A 22,380-nucleotide genomic window follows, 5' to 3' on the forward strand; every position below is an offset into this window, starting at 1 on the left:
AAATTTACAGACACTGAGTTGCATACTGCACACAAGCTTCACGTTGTGAAATGGAAGAATATCTCCCTGGTATAATATTTGAACATTGTGCTCCTAAAATGCTACATAAGTACTTGGACGCTCCACCTGAAATTTCACTCATTTCTTCTAGCGATAGTTCTTCAAACTCAATTTCTTGAAATTTGGTCATTTTACAACTCTCCTTATAATTAGAATATTTTGTTACAATTCGAGTATATCAATATAGTTTTATAGTAGTCAACATTCCTTATAACAACCGACTCGCACAAAAAAAGTTTCATTGCGTACAAAAAATCATTGAAAATAATTTAATAGTGATCAGCATAAATATTTGTAACAAGTAAATTTATGGGTATACAGTAAGTATAGGTATCTGCCTGGCAGCTTTGCTACATCAGCAAACGCTCTACCTAATCATTCTTATTCAGGAGGAACCATTCATGCCCGACAAATTCGACTACGATCTGGACTATCCCAACCTCAATCTGCGTGAACATCCCGAGCTATACCGTGTCGGCAAGGGCGAGCAGGGTGTACTGATGGTGGAACCTTACAAAAGCGAGATTTTACCCCACTGGCGTTTTAAAAATCCAGATATCGCCACCGAATCATCTGAGAAAATCTACGCTATGTTTCTGGATTACAAAGAAAACGACGACTTTGTTGGCATGGATATGGCGCGCAAATTTCTACAAATGGGTTACACCCGTGCCCGCCGCTACACCAACCACAAAGGCGGTCGCAAATACGACGAAGACGGCAATGTTCTCCCTTACACCAGCGACCCGATCAAAGCAGAGTCCGCACGCATTTTCAAGGTGAAATGGGATGAAGCCAAGGTGGATGCGGATTACGTACGTATGAAAAAAGAGCATCAGCAGCGCTACGGCGGCTGATGCTCTTTCTTTGCAATGATGAGTCTGAATCCATACGATAAGACAAGTTTTTATAACAAAGATGGATTTAAAAATGACTGGTACAAACCAGAGGATAGTTGTCTCTGCTCCATAATTGAACGATTTATCCATACTTCTTTAAATAAACCTAATTTGTTTATATTCTCTTCATTCATGATGTACATATGAACATGTTTAAACAAAATCTCATTTAATATGATAAATAGTGAATCACTCAGACTATTTGTTGTGTTTGAAGAAATGTCGATCTTCACATCAGATAATTCGACAATGTCACGCTTAGGAAACAAATAAGCGTCATCTTCATCCTCAGGTGTAAATTCCTGAATGAATGAAGAACGTATAGCATACAGATCAGTAATAACAAAAGCGATTTCATTTTCGGAATTTTGACATTGAATTGACAATCGGAATTCATCAAGCATCCATACATTTACATTTATATTTCCCAGCCAATGCTCAAGCTGTACTGGAGTCATTCGTGTTTGTTGAGCTAGTTCAATCAGTTCCGGTTTTTTTAAAAACTCTATAATAGACTTGTAATCTTTAAACTCAGAATATAACGTTCTTATGCTCACTATATCCCTCCTTCAAAAGTCATATTCATTCATAATATTGTTAAGTATAGCGTTGAATATCAAGTTCGATCGATCTATTTTTAGCAGTATCCAATGTACAACAAATATTGTACATGTATTACAACTGAATACTACAAATGCTATATATCCGTTTACGCTTAATCAAATATTACAATACAATAATGATCAATAAAGAATACAGTATAGATTGTGAGGTAGGTGAATATTTATGAAAATCAACGAACTCGCAAGTAAACTCGGAATCTCCACGCGGACGATCCGCTTTTACGAGCAACATGGTTTGCTGCCGGGTGTGAAGCGGGAGCAGAATACTTACCGTGTCTTCGACGAGCAGGACGTGTGGCGTCTGCAAACGATCATCGCGCTGCGTGAAGCCGGGATGGCGGTGAAGGAAATACGGGAAGTGCTGGACGTGGAGCAAATGCCAGATCACGAACGGCTTCGGTATGTATTGGAATTGCAGCAGGCGCTGTTAACGGGACAATGGCTGGAGATGCGGCGAATGGCGGAGACGACTTCGCAGATGTTGGATTTGCTGCGTGCCGAGCAGGATGTGCCCGTACAGGAGTTTTTTGAAATGGCACAGCAGGCAAGGCAGCTTCGTGAATTGCGGCAAAATTGGCGAGATCATTGGAACTTTGACCAACGTGCAGTCGAGCACGACGTTTACGTACAAACCGACAGTATGCAATATCCCGGCTACGATGTTGCGCTCTCGCATACAGCGTCAACCGTGCGCGCTACCGCTGGTGAACACGGATTGGATCTCGGCACCGGAACTGGTAATCTCGCTGGAACACTATTGGCATACGGCGCACATATGTCCGGCATCGATCAATCACGCGAAATGCTAAAGCAGTGCCGCAACAAATTCCCGCAAATGGACGTGCGAATCGGCAATCTGCTGTCAATTCCGTACGCGGATGATAGCTTCGACTTTGCCGTATCCAGTTTTACCTTTCGCCATCTGACGGAATCGCAGCTGCCACTGGCGCTGGAAGAACTGCATCGCGTACTGCAAAAGCATGGACGAATCTGTATCACTGACCGTGAATCGGAACAGGAAGCGACATTGGATCAAGCGCAAACCGATGGAATGGATGCTAAGGCTGAATATCGCATCGCAAATGAGCAGCATTTCAAGCTGTCCGGTGTGCTGCACAACTGGCTAGAGCAACATGACTATATGGTGCAGCGCACTTCCCCCTATCCCGCTGTCTTCACCTTGCTCGCTGTACCGATTCATTCGCGTGCTTGAGGATATAAAAGAACAGAAAAAGACCGCTTTTTCGGATTGATCGTGATGTCAGGGAAGAAATCCGAAAAAGCGGTCTATGGTTATGTTTAAAGTAAAGATTAGCTATGTCGAGGAAAGCAAATTGCGGAGAAGATAGAGGAACTATTCAGCAGAATCGGAATTTACGACTTGATAATAATGATGACACCACGATCCATATTGTTGGACATTGACGTGCCTCCTTTGGTAATAAAATGGGGGAAATAGTGCATTGTTGTACACGTCGGGTTGCTTATTTGATGATGATGATTACTTCGCGTGTTTGTGCAGGTGTCATTGTATTGCCTCCTTTCTTGATTTCAGAGTATGAATAGAGTAGGACAGCAGATTATCGGATGATGATGATCACGTTTTGAACTGGAGTCATGGTCGTCCCCTCCTTCGTTTTAAAGTTGATCCTGCGACGACTGTAACTTTGCGGCATCCAGCTTACTTCGTTACGATAATGATCACGTTACGCTCGTTTGTCATGTGTAGCCCTCCTTTGCTTCAAAATGAAATTCACCACTTTTTCCTGTCTACCAGCAGCCCAATTACTTCGTTACGATGATGATCACGTTGCGCTCGTTTGTCATGTGTACCCCTCCTTCACTTCAAGATGGAACTCATCACTTTTTCCGCCTACTAACATCCGATTACTTCGTTACGATGATGATCACGCTACGCTCGTTTGTCATGTGTACACCCTCCTTCGCTTCAAAATGAAATTCATGACTTTTTCCGCCCGCCAACACCGAATTACTTCGTTACGATAATGATTACGTTGCGCTCGTTTGTCATATGTATAACCTCCTTCACTTCAAAATGAAATTCACCACTTTTTCCTGTCTACCAGCAGCCCAATTACTTCGTCACGATGATGATCACGTTGCGCTCGTTTGTCATGTGTACTCCTCCTTCGCTCTAACATGAAATTCACCACTTTTTCCTGTCTACCAGCACCCAATTACTTCGTTACGATAATAATCACGTTACGCTCGTTTGTCATGTGTAGCCCTCCTTCACCCCAAAATGGAATTCACCACTTTTTCCGCCTACCAGCACCCGATTATTTCGTTACGATGATGATCACGTTACGCTCGTTTGTCATGCCGCTCACCTCCTTAATGGAATCTGTATTGCCACTTTGCCCGTGCGGTTGGTCAGCGTGCTACCGCATACGGCTTGAGCTGAGACGGGTACACCACCGCTGACTTCAAAATGCTATACATGTACATATCCCGGTGCTCGCCTTCCCGGTATACATGATCCCGCAGCACACCCTCCTGTTCAAAGCCAAAGGCATGAATCAGGCGCATCGCTCCTTGATTGTGCAGATGAACCTCGCCGGACACTTTGCGCAAATTCAGATAGTTGAAGCAGTATTGCAGGATCAGCTCGGTTACGTAAGTACCGACTTTTTTGCCGACGAACTCCGGTGTCAGCACCAGACCGTATTTGCAGCGTTGATGTATGTAGGAGGTTTCGTACAGCATCGCCATACCGGCACGCTCCCCATTTACTTTGACGATAAACATCTTGTTATCACCGGATTCAAACACCGCTATCGTCTTATCAATACTGCCAGCAGAGATCGGATAATCCGACGGCTCCAGAGCGTTCATGACGACAGTCGGGCTATTGTACAGCTCCAGCAAAAATCCTTTGTCATTGTCCTCGACACCAACCAGCACAATCCCTTGCTCTGCATTCATCAACATGAGAATCCCTCCATCATTTTAATTGGGTGTATCATCCATGCGGTGTAGCCTGCTGCTTGCGTTGCCTAACTTGAAGCTGCCTAACGTTGTATGACAGCAGGCACGGCGGCATGTTCAGGATGTGGATTCCAGTTGAGTGGGCCGGTGACACTGCGCAATAACTATAGATCGTCACGCTAAAGCGGATCGTTGCTGTACATATATTGGTTGTACATGGAATCGTTATTCACAAATGAGCGGTTTGCAATGGAACAGTTTATAACCGAACAGCTAACGACTCGCTTACTAGTGAACGATCGTTTGCGAGCCGAATGATACCAACGTTTATTCTGCCAATCCCAGTACAGCAGGGGTCATATCCTTCGCTGGCGGCATAGCACGGGTATGCTTGTTAAGCAGCCAGTACGCCGAGTTCAGCACGACGATCACGCCGCAGGAAATGATGAGTACCGAGTTGCCTGCCCATGCGCCAAGTGCTCCACCAAGAATAGCTCCAAGCGGTGCGATAGCGGCGGACAGTCCGATAACAGCTGCCATCACTCGTCCAATGAGCTGCGGCGGTACAATCGATTGAATCATGACCTGAGACAATACGTTGATCATACCTGCCGGAATCCAGCCGATGGCGAACAGTGCAATCGCCATCCATGCCGAAGGGACAAGACCGGTGAACATCCAGCATAGACCGCAGATGAAGATGAGCAGGCAGTACAGCAAGCCCATTTTGAAGCGGTACAGCTTGAGCATCGAAGCAGCGTATGAACCAGTCACGATACCGACGCCCGCAGCAGCCATGAAGAATCCGTAGTATTGCGGTCCACCCCAGCTTTCGCCAAATGCGGGCAATACCGCATAGATCGAAACTCCAGCGAGATTGACGAAGATGATGCCGAGCAGCATACGGGTGAAGACGGGCTTTTTCAATACATCCAGCCCTTCACGCAGATCGCTCATATACTGGCGAAATACGGTTTTCAGCGTTGGTCGCTCTGCAACAGTCTGTTCATTTTCAGATGTCGCGAGAGCATCTTCATGGTTCTCTGCTTGCTGAGCCTTCTGCTCGGCTTGCGGCAATCGCAGCAGCGTGAACAATAGCGCTGTCAGTACGAAGGTCATACTGTTCAGATAGAAGACGGATACCGCTCCGATCATGACGATAACGATACCTGCCAGTGAATTAAAAGCCGCGTCACTCCCTTGATAGGCGATGGCGAATAATGAATTACCGCGTGTGAGCTGTTCTTTTGGTAATACTTTGGGTAGCAGGCTCAGCTGCGTTGGATAAATGAACTGATTGAGCAGTGAGATGATCGGCATCAGGGTTAGCACGACAGCGATGGTAAGCAGCTGGTAGGCGTATAATGCCGGGATGATCAACAGCAGTAGCGCTTGTGTGAGCTGCGTGAAGATCATGAGCCGTTTGGCGGGAAAGCGGTCGATCAATGGACCGAGTACGATCTGTGCCAGCGCTGGTAGTGAAGTGAGAAATAGCGCCAAACCCGTATACAGCGTCGATCCTCCCAGTTGATACACCATCCACATGGCAGCGATGGCGTAGAAGCTGTCGCCCATATTTGCTAGAAAACGTCCACTTAACAGCAGGTTAAAGTTCCAGTTTCGGAATATTGAACTCATGTGACTTTCTCCTTTCATGTTTATTAAATTGTTCGGTCATATTTTTTTGACCGTTTTGGTGAAATAAAAACCTACACTCTTTCAAGTAATAGGTTTGTATTAAGATGAAGCTTAGTCGGCAGATTTGACGGTACTCAGCTCTGCCCACTGAATCTTCACTTCGTAGCTAGACTGCTCGCCATCTCCGCCCTTACCATTCCATTCCTCGTACAGACGATCCACGCCATCCAAGAAACGTTGCAGCGATTCGGCATTGCCTTCAAACTGATAATCCTTTTTGGTTAATTGCGGTACTCCGCTGAAGCTAAGCAAATCTTCGCTTGGAATGATTGCCTTGGCGACGGGACTGTAGAATTTTTGCAAAATCCCGTTTTTCTCTTCCCGACGAATGACTTCGATGATGCCGTTCTTTTCCAGCTCCTGTAGATGGTAATGAATTTTGGAGCGGGACAGATCCATCTTCTCGGCCAGTTGCTGACCGGTCATTGGCTCTCTGCCCAGATGATACAGTAGTTGAACCCGGAATGGATCGCTGACTGCGCGTAGTTGATTTAATTCATCAATAATCAGAACATCCTTCATTTGCAACTCACTCCCACTTTTTTGAAACCGTCAGTTTTGTTTGACCGTGTTGTTTGATTGTATTGTATGATGGCGCAAGTGGTATTGTCAACATGTTTTTGAACTTTTTTCCAAATTAAATTCGGGACTGCTGTTTGGCGGTATTGTATGGGAATGATGATGGCTAGAACAGAGGGGGCATCGCTGTCATCACATTCCTTGTAGTTATTACTTTCATGACTCTCATTACTGTTATTGTGTTCGCCGTAGTTATTGCATATGTATTTGGTTATCGTTGCATCCGCATTTTCGTTATACTAAAGGTATGGTAGAGCTTCGTCTCTATTATTGTTTATTGTGAAAGGAGCGTACAGGAGATGGATCGTTCATTGTATCATCGTACAGCATGGAATGCACAGACTACTCGCCAGCGTGCACAATGGTTGAAGCAATTGGAACAGCAGCTTCCGTCTGGGTTTGTACTCCAACGATTGGAGTCATTCAGCCGATATGGACAGACAATAGAAACAGGGATTTTTACATATGAAGACGAAGACACGGAATTTGTCTATGTGCCGGGTGATACGGTGACGCTCGGTTGGGAGCAGTGGCCTCTCGAATGGGATGCAGAGACACGAGAAGATCTGGAAGACGGCTTGGGTGGAATGGAAATGGAGATCGACGAAGCAGGAGCAATGGTATTGCAGCAAATGTCCCCAGTACGGCAAGCTCATATTCCACCGCTGTTAGTAGAGCGGCACACGGATTCCGTCGGCTGGCATCCGTACGACCCAGAGCAACTTGATCCGCATGAAGACGCGGATCTGCTGGAGCGACTGCAATCCTTTCGGGCTTCCTCTCATCATAGTCTGGAAGTAGATCAGACCTGCTTGCTGGAACGCGACGGTGAACAAGTGAACCTCTATCTATTCAGCGATACAGAGGATGTGCAGGAATGGACAGAGCAGCATCTCGCGGCACCATTTACATTACCGACAGAAGATGAATGGGAGTATCTATACGGCGGTGGATGTCGCACACTGTTCCCGTGGGGCGATAACTTTGACTATACGATGAAGGTGAAGCATTTTGGCGATCTGGCAAACAAGCACACTGCCCATCATGCAGACGAACGTCAGCAAGCTGTACCGTCTGACTCTACTTCCGCTTCGCGTCCGTATGATCTGGAACTGCCTAATGCTTTTGGGCTTCATTTTGCTGGTGATCCGTATCGGTATGAGTTGACGCTAACGGCAGACGGACAGGATATCGACAAAGGCGGAGATGGCGGTAGTGCCATTTGCGGTGGTGTAGGTGTGATGCTCGGTTATTTGCCTGTGGCAACGTATTATCGCAATCCGTATCAGGATGAATTGGATTGGGCAGAGCGCATGAGTTATATGCAGTACCGCCGAATTGTACGGCTGGCATCTTCTTAATGCCTGTGGTCACTATGCGTTATTGCTTATCCTCTCTCCTCTCGCTTGCATTGAAAATACAATACAACCGCGCGCAATCGTAGTTACGACTCGTACAACCGCAGTTGCTACTATACAATAACCATATCAAAAACCCGTCCGCATTATGCGAACGGGTTTTGATGCTTTACAGCTATATTCACCATTGTCTCAAGCTGCGATATCCTAACAATAGCTTTGATCGCAACAATAACGATGGATTCATGAGATGAAACGAAAGATTCCATCCAACGGATACCTTACACCGGAGCTGGAACAGGTGCATTGTCGAGCACTTCTGGCTCGTCGTGCTGCACGAGTGCGTGTTTCTCCCATGCTCTGCTCTTCCAGCGGAAGTACATAATGACCGCGCGTGTCCACTCATCTGCGGCAATTGCCAACCAGATGCCTGCCAAACCAAGGTTCATTTTGAAAACGAACAGATACCCGAGCGGCAGACTCATGCACACCATAGAGATCAGTCCGATATATACAGGGAACTTGGCATCGCCCGATGCACGGAGCGAGTTAATAATGACGATGTTGCACGTACGACCTGTCTCCAACAAGAAGCTGAGCAGGATGACCTGCGACGCCATACGGATAATCTCTGGATTGCTTGTAAACATGCCGATCAGCGGCTCGCGCAGCAGGATGATGATAACATCCATTACCAGCGTAGCACCCATCGCCCATTTTACACTTTTCCATACCCGATGGTACGCTTCTTCCTTACGACGTGCGCCGACCAGACGACCGACGATGATCGCTGTACCCATACCGATTGCGATACTGAACAGATAGATAAAGGTCGAGATGTTATTCGCATATTGGCGCGAAGCCATCGCTTCACTGCCGAGATACGTAACATAGAAGACGAACACGAGCTGGCACAGTTGATACATAATTTGCTCAACAGCGGACGGAACGCCGATTTTTAGAATTTTCATTACGTATTCTTTGGACATTTTGAAGTAATCGCCGATCATGATGCGTACTTCCATCACACGGTACATGAGCCAGAAGAAGATCAGTACGCAGACGAGACGGCTCACAATTGTCGAGATCGCTGCACCCTGTACGCCCATTTGCGGCAGACCCCAGTGACCGAAGATCAGCAGATAGTTGAGACCGATGTGCAACACGTTCATGAAGACCGAGACGAACATCGTTTCTTTGGTAAAACCGTACGTACGGATAACCGCCGCCAGTGTATTGATCAGCGCCTGCAAGAAGATCGCACCACCGACAATAGCGATATAACTTTCAGCAAGGGTTAGAATATCACCCTGTAAATGCATAGCTTGCATAATATGGCTACCAAACAGCAGGAAGGTGCCACTGAGCAACAAACCGACCGACAGATTCAATGTAATAGCAACCGCCGTAATGCGGCTTGCCTCCAACAACTTGCGTGATCCGATATACTGGGCTACAACGATTGCCGCCCCGTTACCGATAACCTCCAATACCAGTATTGCGATTGAAATAACCTGATTGGATGTACCAACCGCTGCAACGGCATTATCGGACACGTCGCTCAGCATTAATGTGTCGACAATCCCCATTAACATAAATAAGAATACTTCGAGGAAAATCGGCCATGTCAGTTTGAACAGATTGAATTGTTTGTCTGCGATGGGAGCTGCGTTTTGTGTAGGGTTCATAGCGCTCATGATGTCACCTTCCTTTTGCTTGTTTCTTGTAATTTGGATATTTCGTATGGCAGTCTACGCTGCAAAAAACCTTCATGTCAAAATTACCGTTTTGCGTGAAGGTTGATAGGCTTTTCCGACGGGCATCTCGTAAAACTCAATGTATCTTAGCACATCCATTTTCACATTGCACTACTAAAATTGAAATTTTCTGAAAAATTTACAGGCTTTTTGATTCATGCTTTTTGTGTAAGGGTATATAGATGGTTTATGTGAAAAAATACGCATGATATCGACGATTTTCAGCGTTTTCATAAGTGATTCAGATAGCAAAAAAGACATCGTATATTCTCCTGCTAGCACAGGGAATACGATGCCTTTTGTATTGGATAAAGCCTGATATGCACGTATTTGTTAACATAATTTCGTGAAAATGGTGTGGGAACATGTCATTTCTCTTCTTTTATGAAACAAAATGATCGTCGCTCTCCATCGTTTCTTCTATAAGATGGATTTTATGATTATTCCAGTTGTCGAAATGCGTTCGAATTTTTCATGATTGAAAATGATTCATGGTTTACATAATGGCATTACAACTCATTCAGCGACGGTATCTCTTCGTCATTGTTATTGCTCGGCAAGTGTTACAGAGACGCTGTTGTATCCAGGACGCAGCGACATCGGGTTGCCCTGAATCGATACGCCAAATTCGTCGCTAACTGTGCCGACGATGCTAATGCCGGAGGTGTCGATCTGTACCGCGCCAAAATTCATATTGTAACTGGTAAAGTAACTCACGTACGCGTTGCCGACCGTTTGCAGATCTGCCTGTGTGCTATATACGAGCAGCAATTGCTTTTTGCCGCCTACTGCTTGTTGAACAAGTTTGATTTTGGTCGCATCGGATGGGAAAGGGAAATCGGTGGACAGGTAGGGGCTTTGGATCGTGCCTGTTGTCATGCCAATATTGTAGGTAACTGGAGCGGGGTTGTCATTCAGACTGTCAATTGGACCGGGTGGCACATTGACTGGCGCACTGACGCCAACAGACAGAGTGTCATCATTGTTGGTGCTAGTCGATGGGCTGGAACTGCTCGTTCCGGCGGACGCTGTACTAGGTGTCGTGGATGAATTGCTCGATGCGGACGGTGAGGTGGTCGTCTTGGATGAGACGGCTTTCTGTTCGGTATACGTATCCGAATCGGCAGTTGCGGAACCGATCAGAACTTTATTATTTACAGCATCATATAATACGGATGTGTTCAACGATTCGCCAATGGAACGAATCGGCAGATAGGTAGTGCCTTCAAATGTAATGGGCGCTAATGTTTTTCCGTTGGTATCGACTGGTGTATACGCTTTGCCTTTGACGAATACCTGAATACCGTGATTTTTAAACGCCTGAATGCTCTCCAGTTTCGCACCGGCATATACGCCGACCGAGCCAGACAGCAATATACCTGCCAGCGTCATAGGAACCAGCCATTTTGCTTTTTTCATAAGTTGTCCTCCTGTTGGCTTCATGATTCGCCGTCAACGGTAGGGATAGAGTGCGTCTCTGTCGGCAATTCAAATAGATTCATAGTGATATTAATATCGGCTATGTGCACCCAAAGAATTATATGTTATCAATGGATTATATTGGCATAATAAAAAAGAATAAAAGTCGATTCAGTCACGGAATCACCGTGCTGCCGACTTTTATTTGAGCGGGGTTCATCTAACAGGCATCCAAACCTGTTTGATTTACGTTTTATTAGATAAGGGCATCATCATCTGCTGCTATTCAATCGTCTTCTCTATTGTGCCGATACCGCTCTGCCTGATCATGAATATGCCGATCATATCCATTTCGGTGCATCCAAACCCCATTATTAATGCTTGCCAGCTGACCAAGCCCAAACGCAATTGCCAGAATCAAAAAGATCAGCCCATAAGCATACATGAAATATCCAAAATAAAAGCAAGCTACAATGCCTGCCAGAACGATCAGCAATACACCTAACAAGATGCGGATCATGATTTTTCTCATCGTTGTTCTCCTCTGCTTGATCCTACTTTATTCGTTACCAAAAAGCGGTGCATATCCAGATACGAGTCTGCTTCTGAATCGCTGTTCACTGCGTCGCAAGCACCTGTTTTTATTTTAACAAAATTGCGCAAAATTTAGCATGACTTTTTGCGTGCGAGGAGTATAATGATATACGCTCGTGAACTGCGTTGATTTTGCCAAATGGGTGTATATAAAAGTTAACGTATGCCATCGTCATTCGCATCCTATAAAATACGGTGCTTTACCGTGGCATTTCTGCAATATTTTTGCCGCTTTTTTATACGTTCATATTGACGCACACTTGTATTATCAGTATGTTGTTAATGGCATCCAAAATCGTATTTAAATTTACACAATGAAGGGGTACACAACGATGTTAGGCAAGTTAAAGCGTATCTTAATCGGAAGACCTATGAAATCTGCAGAACTTGAAGCTGAAAAACTGGGCAAGCTGAAAGCACTCGCAATCCTGTCTTCCGATGCGCTATCTTCGGTCGCATACGGAACCGAACAGATTTTGCTCGTATTGATGGTAGCGGGTGTAACCGCACTCTGGTATTCAGTTCCCATCTCCATCGCAGTCTTGGGATTGCTCGTCATTCTCGTCATCTCCTATCGCCAGACCATCTTCGCCTATCCAACCGGCGGTGGTGCGTATATCGTCGCCAAGGATAATCTCGGACAAGTGCCTAGTCTGATCGCGGGCGGTTCACTGCTCGTCGACTATGTACTGACCGTAGCGGTAAGTTCGTCCGCAGGTACGGATGCAATCACGTCCGCATTTCCTGCGCTGCATGATCATCGGGTGTTGATAGCGTTGATCATGATCGTATTCTTAACCCTGATGAACCTGCGTGGGGTGACCGAATCGGCATCCGTGCTGGCGATTCCGATCTACCTGTTCGTTATCTCGATCTTCTTCCTGATTATTAGCGGTATCTTCAAATATATGACCGGGGGCATCGTAGCTGCCACACCGGAATTGACGACAACCGTATCCAATGTCAGTCTATTCCTTTTATTGAAGGCATTCAGTTCCGGTTGTTCGGCGCTGACAGGGGTTGAAGCGGTATCCAATGCGATTCCGAACTTCCGCCAGCCTGCGGAACGTAATGCTGCTGCTACGCTCGTTATGATGGGCGTCATTCTCGGTAGTATGTTTATCGGGATCAGCTTACTTGCCTACTGGTACGGCATTAGCCCGCGTGCCACTGAAACGGTCATCTCGCAAATTGCGCGTATGACGTTCGGCAGTGGTGTCATCTACTTTATTATTCAGGGGGTTACTGCCCTCATCCTGTTCCTCGCAGCGAATACAGCTTACTCAGCATTTCCGCTGCTGGCATTTATGCTTGCCAAGGATAAATACATGCCGCATATGTTCATGGTGCGCGGCGACCGTCTCGGCTTCTCGAACGGTATTATTTTCCTGAGTTTGGCTTCGGCAGTACTCGTTGTCGTCTTCCGCGGGGAAACAGACAGTCTGATTCCACTGTATGCGGTCGGCGTATTCATTCCGTTTACCTTGTCCCAGCTCGGGATGATGATTCGCTGGATCAAGCACAAACCGGCACACTGGGTACTGAAGCTGATCATCAATACGATTGGTATGCTGACCACGTTGTCGATCACGTTGATCTTCATTTTCACCAAGTTCGCGCAAGTATGGATTATCTTCATCTTCTTGCCAATCGTCGTCTATCTGTTCTACAAAATCTATGTCCATTATCGCAATACAGCAGAACAGCTGCGGATCGATCTGGATAACGATAAACCACAAGCAAAAGGCAATACGATCATCATTCCAGTCGCAGGCATTACGCAGGTCGTAAAAAATACGATCAGCTATGCGCAGACCCTGTCCCCGAATGTGGTCGCGGTGTATGTCGGCTTTGACGAAGAAGCGATTGAGAAGATGGAACGCAAATGGGAGCAATGGAATCCAGGCGTGCGTCTGATCGTGCTTCGTTCCCGCTATCGCAGTATTCTCGGTCCATTGCGCCGATTCATCGACACGGTAGAATGGAAACAAGGTGAAAAGGATCATATTACGATCCTCATTCCGCAATTCGTCACCAAGCACTGGTGGGAAAGTATTCTGCATAACCAGACCAGTCTGCTGATGCGTGCGTATCTGATCAACTACAAAGACGTTGTCGTTGCGACCGTACCATTCCATCTGAAAAACTAGCTACCAAACGATTCAAGCCGCATTCCGATGATTCCAACGGAGTGCGGCTTTTTCATATGGCATCTTTTTACAAATTTTGTAGGATGATTGATCACATTAATGTTAAAATGGGTACAGATATTACGAACGATGTTCCAACTGGAGGGGTAATGATGAATAAGAAACGAACGACCGCACTCTCTGCTGTAGCTGCACTCGGTATCATCATGTCGGTTCCGGCATATGCTTCGGCTTCATCCGATCTTACAGTCCCGGCGGTGGGCGAAGCGACCGTAGCTACACCAACTGCACCCAAAGCGCCAACGACGCCGACTACACCATCCGTTTCATCCGGTTCCAGCACATCCAGTTCCGGGTCAAGCAACAGTTCGAGTTCGTCTAGCAGCAGCCAGACGCTAAGCCAGCGCTTGGTCAATGTTGCTGGCTTCAGCACAGCCAAACAGTTCACTGGTTATTACATCAACCTGCAACGCGCGGTAGCGAACGGTAATCGCGATGCCGTCGCCAAGCGTGTATCGTTTCCACTGACTGTGAATACAAGTAACGGAGCTCGCCGCAGCATTTTGAACGAAAAGCAATTTCTGAATGAATATACATCCATTATGACGACCAGCGTCCGTCAGACACTCGCGAAGCAAAATGTAAATGATGTGCTAGTGAATGCAAGAGGCGTAAGCATCGGCAACGGCACATTGTGGATTAGCCCGATCAATGACCGTCCCGGCATTTATGCAGTTAATCAGTAAGATGGACGAAGATCTAATGAATCTGATCAAAGAAAGAGCAGACCGCGAGATGGTCTGCTCTTTCTTTGATCTATTCACTTTTTCTTTTTACGCATATTGCCATCTATGACGGTGTAGACACACAAACAATCCTGCTATGATCCTTATCATTTTGCAACATCACCTGCTGCTCATCGTTGACCGTAAATGTCGCCATACGCTACCTCCTGTTTGCCAAATATATTCATTTCTGTATCGTCCACTGCATGATTATAAAATGTTACTGTCATTGTAAAGATCATATAGCGGTAAAACAAACCCCTGTACTGTAATGAACCATAGCGAACTATAATGATTGATAGTCATTCTTTAAAAGAGTAATCCTTTGAGATAGTAGTCCTCTGAGATACTACTTTCTCTAATCAACCATTTCTGCTTCCATACAAGCAATACAATATAAAAGGGACACTCTACAACCTAGTATGGTTGCAAAGCATCCCTTTACATATACTCTCTATACAAAACCGTTCTACATATTTCTACGAAGTTCTACATCTTAAATTCTATCTACTGTATGCATTCTATCTACTGACAATCAATCCGCTGTTCGACCGCCTACACTCAACTTCTGATGTCGTGTCTGCATTGCTGCTTGTTGATCTGGCGCTTGCGATTGTAGTGGCTCCTGCTTCAATTGCTTTTGCCGGAATAAAGATTGCAATGACTCGAAGTTAGTCAGAATCACTCCGAACAATACGACTACCGCTCCTGCTGCAACGAGCCAGCTCAGTGGTTCTCCATAGAACAGCCAGCCGAAGATCAACGCCAGCACGGGCGAGATGTACAACCATGTTGATGGGAATACGGGATTGGTGCGGGACACGAGCCAATAAAACAAAGTATGACCACCCATTGAACCGACAATGATCAGATAGATCAGCGAACCGATGGCAGATGGCGACAACATCGCTTGCAGATGAATATCGTTGTGCTCGGTAATCAGTGATAACACCAGCAGCATCCAGCCACCGTGCATGAGCTGGGCAGCATTTTGTGAAATAGGTGAGATGTGCTTCATATCCGAACTAGCCTTTTTGGAATACACGGCGCCGCTGGCGTACCCAATTTCACCAACAATGACAACCGCACAGGCGATCATCCACAGCATATGTACACTGCCAGACAATCCGGGCAACATCAGCAGACCGACACCTGCCAATCCGATCACTGCGCCGACAAAAGCTAGCGCTGGTACTTTCACTTTCAATACAACCGCACGAATCAACAGCACCATCGCCGGACCTGTTGCCGACAATAGCGCACCTACACCGGACGTAACATACTGTTCTGCCCAGTACAGCGCCGCAAACGTCACAAAGGTCATACTACCACCAATCAGCAGCGTCTCCTTACGCCAAAATACCGAAAAGCTGGCTTTGCCGCGCAGCCGCATAATGATCATCAGAATCAATCCCGCCAAGAAAAAGCGTACCCCTGCGCTCCAAAATGGTGGCAAGCCTGCGTCCACTCCCACCTTGATCGCCAGAAACGTTGTGCTGAAGATCAAGCACATAATCGCATAACCGAGCATAATCATCTGTCATTCCTCCTCTTTGTTCTGTTATTGTAAAGGAGACACAATAGAACAGATGGAAGAAGACAGAACAGATTTTGTTCTGCGCAATCGTAATACGTATTATGATGGATGGAACCGTAACCTAGGGTAATTCTAACTATTTTATATCGTAACCTTTGGCTTGATACCGTAACCTTTGGCAAGGAGTAGTTCACTCGCACAACGATTTGTAATTGTCACAAGATCCACCGGAAAGGAAGTCGAAAAGCATGAAATCTTCGCAAACACATTCCCAATCAGGCAGCAATGCTGGCAACCTATCCCTTTCATCCGATACGCGTCACTCGTTTCGTCAGATTAGTGCATACATTGAAGCACGAATCGGACGCGGCGATTGGCAGGCGCATGAACGACTACCATCTGTACGCCAATTATCACAGGACAGCGGAATGCACCGATTGACTGTGTTCAAAGCCTACCAGCAGTTAAAAGATCAGGGCACGATCTATGCACGCAACAAATCCGGTTATTATGTCGCCCCACCTGCCGTCCAGAATATGACCAATGAAAATGAACTGGAACCGGCGCTATTTGAAGGCAATATGGGCGAATTGCATCGACTTCCAGCACGATACCAGTTTTCGCAAGCATTGATCGATCCCAATCTGCTGCCGAATCATTATTTTGCTGAATATACGAAAAAGGTGTTCGATCTATATCCGAAGCTGCTCGGCATGTATGCTCATGTGCAGGGCGATCTGGAGCTGCGACAGTTGCTGGCACGTTATTTTAGCCGCAATTCGCGCTTTCATATCGATCCATCCGAGCTACTCATTACGAGCGGCGCACAGCAGGCAATTCATCTGATCGCTGAAGCATGGATTCGTCCTGGGGACTATGTGCTCATTGAGTCACCGACATATGCAACAGCACTGGATGTGTTTCGGCAAAAGGGCGCACGACTGCTGACGATTGATATTGACCATAATGGCTACCAGATGGAGCAGATTGAACAGATGATGCAGCGCTACAAACCGCGCCTCTTTTATGTGAATCCGACCTTTCATAACCCGACTGGCTTGTGCATTCCTGCCGAACAGCGCAAGCAGGTTGTCGATCTGGCAGCGCAGCATCAATGCCTGCTAATCGAAGACGATACATGTAGCGATATTTATTTTGACCAGCAGCCACCGCCACCGATGTTTGCTTACGATACAGAAGGCTATACGATCCATATTCGCAGCTTTAGCAAATACATCTCGCCTGGTCTGCGCATTGCCTGTATTGCGGCACGGCAGCCTTGGTTTAAGACATTGCTTTCTGCCAAATCGCTCGTTGACGGTGGCACACCGCTGCTGAATCAGAAAGTGTTTCTGCATTATTTTATGTCCGACCGATTGCATCGTCATCTCGATACGCTGCGGGTTGCTCTCCATATTCGCAAAGAGATCATGCAGCAGGAATTGCAGCAGACGGGTTGGGAATATAACGAGCCACAAGGCGGACTGAGCCTGTGGGTCAAATTGCCAGATCATCTATCTGTACCACGTCTGCTTATCCGCTGTCTGGAGCGCCAGATCACCTTTGTACCGGGTGCTCTATTCGAACATAATGACGAGCGTTCACAGCAGCATATTCGGCTTAGTTTCTCCTTTGCCAGCGAGCAGCATATCCGTGATGGCATCCGCGAATTGGTAGAAATCGCCCGTGAATTAACTTAACAGATATATCGTATTTGTCTATAAAACGGTACAGCAAAAAAGCAGATGACTGTTCATTTTTTCGAAAAACAGGTCTCTGCGCTGTACTTTTTTAGTTTTAACATTCCACAAAATACGTTCTGATTCTCATCCAAAGTACAACGATTTTCATCTTGAAAACACGTATGGTTCCCGATTCTTTACCCGGTGCATATTGTTATTGCCCGGGTAATATTGCGTTCATAATTACTTCCTCTCTGCCGTTTCTTGTTGTGAGTTCGAGATCATTATTGTTGTTCCAGTTTAAGGCTGGCTGGTGCCAGTTGGAGCGTTCCGTTCTCGTATTGGTAATTGGCGTGTAACTCGCCAATATAAGTCATCATGCCAACCTGTAGCGAGTAAATTGCAGACAGAGTATTGCCGTTCACTTCATATTGCTGTACCGCACCACCTGTCACGGGTGGTGTATTCTGCTGCGTATCCGGTTGTTCTGCCAACTGGCTGAGCGGAATGGAGCTGGTTTTGCCGTTTAACGTAAGCGTCAGATTGCTGCCTTGCACTGCCGAATGAAATTGATTGCCAATCGCTTCATTCAACGATTGAACCGGAATGCTGTCACCATTCTGGCGGAATACTTGCACGCTGTTCAACTCGACTCCGGTGCCATAGCCGGAAGTCAGATAAATGATAAATTCCTTCTGTCCATCTCCGTCCAGATCAGCAGTCGTGATCTGTGGAGCATACGTTGGATTCTGCACCTGTGTGCCAGACAGGCTGCATTGAAAGACTGGTGTACGCAGGGTCAATTGTCCATACGATCCCTGCTCGTCAGCGACACCGTCAATCTGTACACCGAGATCGCTGTTTGAGACGACGATTTCACGATTGCCGCTCTCTTCATCTCCGACCAGCTCGTCACGGTTACTTGCAGATTCACTAACAGACACCACATTGGTTACAACCGCTTGATTCGCTGTACTGGCTTGGTTCTGACACGATTGCAGGCGAGCTGCCGATACCGTTTCAATACATACTGCACTCAAAATCAAAGCCAAAAACAGCCATTTTTTCATATTCTTTTTTATATTCAAAGGATTGCCTCCTGAAGGATTACACTGATAATATTAAAAGTTAAGGCTCCGCTTCGGAAAATCAGACAGTGCGGAGCAGCCTGTCTGACTGGATTATTCGGTTTCTACTTCTATGCTAAGGCTTATTAACCATAATTACCAGAAAAAATTGAAATTTTCCGAACAACAATTCAAATTTGGATTTCAATATAACAATATCGAACAAATGATCCCGATTTTGAGTGCTTCCTCCATCCTTTTCGTCTGTTATACGATGCGGATAGACACAATGTAGCTTGGGCAACATACATACGACAGTAGTGTATAGAAAGGGGACGATCTAATGATCACCATTCGTGAAATGAACATTACCGATTACGAAGCTATGATTCAGCTCTGGAATCACACCGAAGGTATGGCGCTGAGTGAAGCCGATTCTCGTGACAGTATTCAGCGCTATCTGGAACGTAATTCTGGTTGCTGTTACATAGCTGTCCATACCGATTCAGATGGGACAAAATCTGAACTGGTTGGCACCCTGCTTGCCGGGCATGATGGCAGACGAGCCTATCTGTATCATATGGCGGTAAATCCGACTTACCGCGGTCAGGGCATTGCTCGCCGAATGCTGGATGCCAGTACAACAGCACTTGCTGCGCAAGGCATCGACAAAGCGCATCTATTCGTAATGGACAGCAACAGCAGCGGGCAGCAATTCTGGCGTGCTAGCGGCTGGGAGAAGCGCGGGACGTTCGGTGTATTTTCCAAGGATCTATAAATAACGATAAAAAGTGAACTTAAAAAGCCTTCTCGGCAGCATGACCGAAAAGGCTTTGACTTGTATATACTTGCTTCCACATTATGTCTAAGCAAATCAAGCAGGTTCATTGAAATGCTTCAAAATGTGCTTACCAAAACCTAATATTACAGCAGTAAATAATACCCAATACAGTATACCAGCGATAATCAAGTATTCGTAGAAAACAGTTAGACTTATATTTACGCCATCAGTTATTCCAAACATAATTAGCCATAGGATCAACAGTACAGGTAAAACCATGATAGTGAGAAACATTTCCCAACCTTTACGAAAATACGTTTTGAATGAACCCAAGCTATAAATCAAACCATATAGCAATACAATAATAGTAATCATTACAAGTTCTGATCCCCAATGTCCCATTCCAATTCCGCCTATAGCAAAAGTGACAAGAAATAACACATAATATGTAGCAATACACACTACGTTTTGCTTCACTGACTGATCATCTTGATAACCAATCCAATGAATACCACGAACTACCAAGCTAGCATATAATACACACAAAAGCGGCAACGAGAATAACGTTCCTGCTCCTACGGGTAATCCATCATACACTCCTGCCAGTAGCAACCCCAGCACTACTACACTTGCACTAATCTTCCATGAAGGTTTCCAGTTCATCGTTATGCCTCCCGTTCCTTTTGTTCTTGCTGTTTATGTACTGCTGATCTGCCCTTTTACCTTCTTACATCACAATCTACTTCTCTAGACTTCTTACCAACAGTCCCGTGTAGCAATAGGATTTATTATATCCACATTATACCTTTTATCCCTGTCAGCGCCAAATTCGCAGACGCTAACAACGTATTGTATAATCACCGTCAACATGTGATCAGGCGGAAAATTGCACTTTTCCCGGTATATCATTTACGCTATCATTAATGCTAACTGAAGGGTTGCGGAAGGGAGCGGTTCAGGATGAACAATCGCATGACGGAAAATGTAATCGTTACGCGTAACAAACTGCGCCGGGATACGCTGATCTCGGTGCTAGACGAATTTGATGGCAAGATGATGCAGCTGGATGCTGACAAACGGGCGGAAAAGTATCGCAAAATGTCGCAATCGGCATTTTCGTTTTTTCGCGGTAGCGCGTATTTGTTCTATTTTGACGCGACCCGGCATTATTTTCCGTATCATACACCAGTAGATCGACCGACGTGGATTCAGGGGGATTTGCATTTTGAGAATTTTGGTGCGTTTCGCAATGAGTCCGGCGATATCGTGTATGATGTGAATGATTTTGACGAAGGGTATGTAGGCTCGTATCTGTACGATGTGCTGCGCATGTCGGTCAGCATTGCGCTTGTTGCCCGTCAGCTCGGATATGATCAGGCGCAGCAGCTAGACGTGCTGGAGCATTATGCCCGCTGTTATTATAAGCAGATTCATCGTTTTGCACACAAAAAGGATGATCCCGGCAAATTCGTTATGGATGAGAAACATGCTAGCGGACCAGTGCGCAAACTATTACGCAAGCTGGAAAAGCGCCGTCAGGGTCATTTTCTGGAAAAGGTGACAGCGGTCATGCAAAGCGACCGTGTCTTTTTGGAAAATAGTGAGCTGGTCGTACCATCTGCTCACGAACAACAGCTATTGGAGCAGGCATGGAGTGGGTACCAGCAGACGCTGTTATGCTGTGAGGACGATGTGAATCATTACAATATCAAGGATATCGCTATCAAGCATGGCTCTGGCACCGCATCCATTGGGTTGGATCGCTATTATGTGCTGATCGAGGGCGGCACAGCGCAGCAAGGCAACGATGATCTGGTGTTGGAAGTGAAGGAAGTACGCGCCCCGGTTCCAGCGTATTTTCTACCATATAGTGAATCGTTCTGGCAGACATTTGTCCAGCAGGGCAAGCGTGTGACAACGACACAACAAGCGATGCATCATCATGCGGATGCGTATCTTGGCTATATGACACTGGATGGGCGCGACTTCTACGTGCGTGAACGTTCTCCTTACAAAAAGCGACTCAAGCTGGAGCATATTACCGATACCGACTGCATGAACAAAATCCTGTCCGTCATGGGTAGCCTGACCGCCAAAATGCACGCCCGTGCCGATTCCGATCTCAGCAGCGGCATTCTGGATTACCATAGCGAGCGCGAAATTGCCAAAGCGATGGGCAACAAGCCGGACGGCTTTGTGCAGCATATCTCGCGCTGGGCATACGGCTATGCCGATCAGGTAGAAAAGGATTATGCACTATTCTGCGACTGGTCATCTTCGTTTCAAGCATCGACCGCAGCTTCTGATTCCGCACCGATTGAGCAGTAATCCGGCGGAACGTTCAAGCTCTGCATAGTCAATGATGTAGGGTCAGCTGTATAGGTACCAACTGCATTCGTGTGACCCACTACGTTCGTGTATACCAACGAACTTCGTAATCTA

19 protein-coding genes are annotated in these 22,380 nt (G+C 46.2%); 8 read left to right on the forward strand and 11 right to left on the reverse strand.

Annotated elements, in window-relative coordinates; all coding sequences use genetic code 11:
* Window positions 1-4: 4 nt before the first annotated feature.
* Entirely contained in the window at window positions 5-190 is a 186-nt protein-coding gene (locus ACDE64_RS21830; protein WP_411348285.1) for a bacteriocin, read from the reverse strand.
* Between the two features lie 271 nt (window positions 191-461).
* On the opposite strand from ACDE64_RS21830, the gene ACDE64_RS21835 reads away from it, so the two are divergent.
* On the forward strand, window positions 462-917 hold the full coding sequence (locus ACDE64_RS21835; RefSeq protein ID WP_411348286.1) for a DUF4385 domain-containing protein: 456 nt from the start codon (window positions 462-464) through the stop codon (window positions 915-917).
* A gap of 50 nt (window positions 918-967) precedes the next feature.
* Here ACDE64_RS21835 and ACDE64_RS21840 read toward each other — a convergent pair whose 3' ends face one another.
* Window positions 968-1,516 (reverse strand): hypothetical protein, encoded by a 549-nt coding sequence (locus ACDE64_RS21840; RefSeq protein WP_411348287.1) that lies wholly within the window; start codon window positions 1,514-1,516, stop codon window positions 968-970.
* Between the two features lie 229 nt (window positions 1,517-1,745).
* On the opposite strand from ACDE64_RS21840, the gene ACDE64_RS21845 reads away from it, so the two are divergent.
* Window positions 1,746-2,795, forward strand: coding sequence for a MerR family transcriptional regulator (locus tag ACDE64_RS21845; protein WP_411348288.1), 1,050 nt, complete (start codon window positions 1,746-1,748; stop codon window positions 2,793-2,795).
* Window positions 2,796-3,976: 1,181 nt separating this feature from the next.
* Here ACDE64_RS21845 and ACDE64_RS21850 read toward each other — a convergent pair.
* The 3 genes from ACDE64_RS21850 to ACDE64_RS21860 form a co-directional block, all read right to left on the reverse strand.
* Entirely contained in the window at window positions 3,977-4,534 is a 558-nt protein-coding gene (locus ACDE64_RS21850) for a GNAT family N-acetyltransferase (RefSeq protein WP_411348289.1), read from the reverse strand.
* 324 nt (window positions 4,535-4,858) lie between these two features.
* A complete protein-coding gene (locus tag ACDE64_RS21855) occupies window positions 4,859-6,169 on the reverse strand; it encodes an MFS transporter (protein WP_411348290.1) in 1,311 nt (436 codons plus the stop codon).
* 111 nt (window positions 6,170-6,280) lie between these two features.
* Complete coding sequence (locus tag ACDE64_RS21860; RefSeq protein ID WP_411344174.1) at window positions 6,281-6,751, reverse strand: ArsR/SmtB family transcription factor; 471 nt, start codon at window positions 6,749-6,751, stop codon at window positions 6,281-6,283.
* Between the two features lie 356 nt (window positions 6,752-7,107).
* Between ACDE64_RS21860 and ACDE64_RS21865 the strand changes: the two genes are divergently transcribed.
* Entirely contained in the window at window positions 7,108-8,169 is a 1,062-nt protein-coding gene (locus ACDE64_RS21865; protein WP_411348291.1) for a hypothetical protein, read from the forward strand.
* A 278-nt stretch (window positions 8,170-8,447) separates the two neighbouring features.
* Here the strand turns inward: ACDE64_RS21865 and ACDE64_RS21870 are convergent, their stop codons facing one another.
* From ACDE64_RS21870 to ACDE64_RS21880, 3 genes are all read right to left on the reverse strand, one after another.
* The gene (locus tag ACDE64_RS21870; protein ID WP_411348292.1) at window positions 8,448-9,863 is read right to left on the reverse strand and encodes an MATE family efflux transporter; all 1,416 of its coding nucleotides are present in this window, start codon (window positions 9,861-9,863) and stop codon (window positions 8,448-8,450) included.
* A gap of 606 nt (window positions 9,864-10,469) precedes the next feature.
* Entirely contained in the window at window positions 10,470-11,342 is an 873-nt protein-coding gene (locus tag ACDE64_RS21875) for a hypothetical protein (protein WP_411344177.1), read from the reverse strand.
* Between the two features lie 286 nt (window positions 11,343-11,628).
* On the reverse strand, window positions 11,629-11,874 hold the full coding sequence (locus ACDE64_RS21880) for a hypothetical protein (protein ID WP_411344178.1): 246 nt from the start codon (window positions 11,872-11,874) through the stop codon (window positions 11,629-11,631).
* Window positions 11,875-12,268: 394 nt separating this feature from the next.
* Here ACDE64_RS21880 and ACDE64_RS21885 point away from each other — a divergent pair, with 394 nt between their 5' ends.
* Complete coding sequence (locus ACDE64_RS21885) at window positions 12,269-14,086, forward strand: APC family permease (protein ID WP_411344179.1); 1,818 nt, start codon at window positions 12,269-12,271, stop codon at window positions 14,084-14,086.
* A gap of 149 nt (window positions 14,087-14,235) precedes the next feature.
* A complete protein-coding gene (locus ACDE64_RS21890) occupies window positions 14,236-14,832 on the forward strand; it encodes a hypothetical protein (RefSeq protein WP_411348293.1) in 597 nt (198 codons plus the stop codon).
* 574 nt (window positions 14,833-15,406) lie between these two features.
* Here ACDE64_RS21890 and ACDE64_RS21895 read toward each other — a convergent pair.
* Entirely contained in the window at window positions 15,407-16,408 is a 1,002-nt protein-coding gene (locus ACDE64_RS21895) for a DMT family transporter (RefSeq protein ID WP_411348294.1), read from the reverse strand.
* 248 nt (window positions 16,409-16,656) lie between these two features.
* Here ACDE64_RS21895 and ACDE64_RS21900 point away from each other — a divergent pair, with 248 nt between their 5' ends.
* Entirely contained in the window at window positions 16,657-18,108 is a 1,452-nt protein-coding gene (locus ACDE64_RS21900) for a PLP-dependent aminotransferase family protein (RefSeq protein ID WP_411348295.1), read from the forward strand.
* Window positions 18,109-18,374: 266 nt separating this feature from the next.
* Here ACDE64_RS21900 and ACDE64_RS21905 read toward each other — a convergent pair whose 3' ends face one another.
* A complete protein-coding gene (locus tag ACDE64_RS21905) occupies window positions 18,375-19,178 on the reverse strand; it encodes a hypothetical protein (RefSeq protein WP_411348296.1) in 804 nt (267 codons plus the stop codon).
* Between the two features lie 322 nt (window positions 19,179-19,500).
* Between ACDE64_RS21905 and ACDE64_RS21910 the strand changes: the two genes are divergently transcribed.
* Window positions 19,501-19,935: a GNAT family N-acetyltransferase gene (locus tag ACDE64_RS21910; RefSeq protein ID WP_411348297.1), complete on the forward strand. Its 435-nt coding sequence runs from the start codon at window positions 19,501-19,503 to the stop codon at window positions 19,933-19,935.
* Window positions 19,936-20,031: 96 nt separating this feature from the next.
* Here the strand turns inward: ACDE64_RS21910 and ACDE64_RS21915 are convergent, their stop codons facing one another.
* The gene (locus ACDE64_RS21915) at window positions 20,032-20,601 is read right to left on the reverse strand and encodes a hypothetical protein (RefSeq protein WP_411348298.1); all 570 of its coding nucleotides are present in this window, start codon (window positions 20,599-20,601) and stop codon (window positions 20,032-20,034) included.
* Window positions 20,602-20,898: 297 nt separating this feature from the next.
* Here ACDE64_RS21915 and ACDE64_RS21920 point away from each other — a divergent pair, with 297 nt between their 5' ends.
* On the forward strand, window positions 20,899-22,266 hold the full coding sequence (locus tag ACDE64_RS21920) for a DUF2252 domain-containing protein (protein ID WP_411348299.1): 1,368 nt from the start codon (window positions 20,899-20,901) through the stop codon (window positions 22,264-22,266).
* The last annotated feature ends 114 nt before the right edge of the window (window positions 22,267-22,380 follow it).

The organism is Paenibacillus sp. WLX2291 (assembly GCF_046603665.1).
Taxonomy (GTDB): domain Bacteria; phylum Bacillota; class Bacilli; order Paenibacillales; family Paenibacillaceae; genus Saccharibacillus.

Bases quoted from the DNA above. Each gene is read 5' to 3' on its own strand.
- ACDE64_RS21885 (WP_411344179.1), top strand. From the start codon at position 12,269: ATGTTAGGCAAGTTAAAGCGTATCTTAATCGGAAGACCTATGAAATCT.
- ACDE64_RS21850 (WP_411348289.1), bottom strand. From the start codon at position 4,534: ATGTTGATGAATGCAGAGCAAGGGATTGTGCTGGTTGGTGTCGAGGAC.
- ACDE64_RS21835 (WP_411348286.1), top strand. From the start codon at position 462: ATGCCCGACAAATTCGACTACGATCTGGACTATCCCAACCTCAATCTG.
- ACDE64_RS21890 (WP_411348293.1), top strand. From the start codon at position 14,236: ATGATGAATAAGAAACGAACGACCGCACTCTCTGCTGTAGCTGCACTC.
- ACDE64_RS21855 (WP_411348290.1), bottom strand. From the start codon at position 6,169: ATGAGTTCAATATTCCGAAACTGGAACTTTAACCTGCTGTTAAGTGGA.
- ACDE64_RS21870 (WP_411348292.1), bottom strand. From the start codon at position 9,863: ATGAGCGCTATGAACCCTACACAAAACGCAGCTCCCATCGCAGACAAA.
- ACDE64_RS21860 (WP_411344174.1), bottom strand. From the start codon at position 6,751: ATGAAGGATGTTCTGATTATTGATGAATTAAATCAACTACGCGCAGTC.
- ACDE64_RS21845 (WP_411348288.1), top strand. From the start codon at position 1,746: ATGAAAATCAACGAACTCGCAAGTAAACTCGGAATCTCCACGCGGACG.
- ACDE64_RS21880 (WP_411344178.1), bottom strand. From the start codon at position 11,874: ATGAGAAAAATCATGATCCGCATCTTGTTAGGTGTATTGCTGATCGTT.
- ACDE64_RS21865 (WP_411348291.1), top strand. From the start codon at position 7,108: ATGGATCGTTCATTGTATCATCGTACAGCATGGAATGCACAGACTACT.
- ACDE64_RS21875 (WP_411344177.1), bottom strand. From the start codon at position 11,342: ATGAAAAAAGCAAAATGGCTGGTTCCTATGACGCTGGCAGGTATATTG.
- ACDE64_RS21895 (WP_411348294.1), bottom strand. From the start codon at position 16,408: ATGATTATGCTCGGTTATGCGATTATGTGCTTGATCTTCAGCACAACG.
- ACDE64_RS21830 (WP_411348285.1), bottom strand. From the start codon at position 190: ATGACCAAATTTCAAGAAATTGAGTTTGAAGAACTATCGCTAGAAGAA.
- ACDE64_RS21920 (WP_411348299.1), top strand. From the start codon at position 20,899: ATGAACAATCGCATGACGGAAAATGTAATCGTTACGCGTAACAAACTG.
- ACDE64_RS21900 (WP_411348295.1), top strand. From the start codon at position 16,657: ATGAAATCTTCGCAAACACATTCCCAATCAGGCAGCAATGCTGGCAAC.
- ACDE64_RS21910 (WP_411348297.1), top strand. From the start codon at position 19,501: ATGATCACCATTCGTGAAATGAACATTACCGATTACGAAGCTATGATT.
- ACDE64_RS21915 (WP_411348298.1), bottom strand. From the start codon at position 20,601: ATGAACTGGAAACCTTCATGGAAGATTAGTGCAAGTGTAGTAGTGCTG.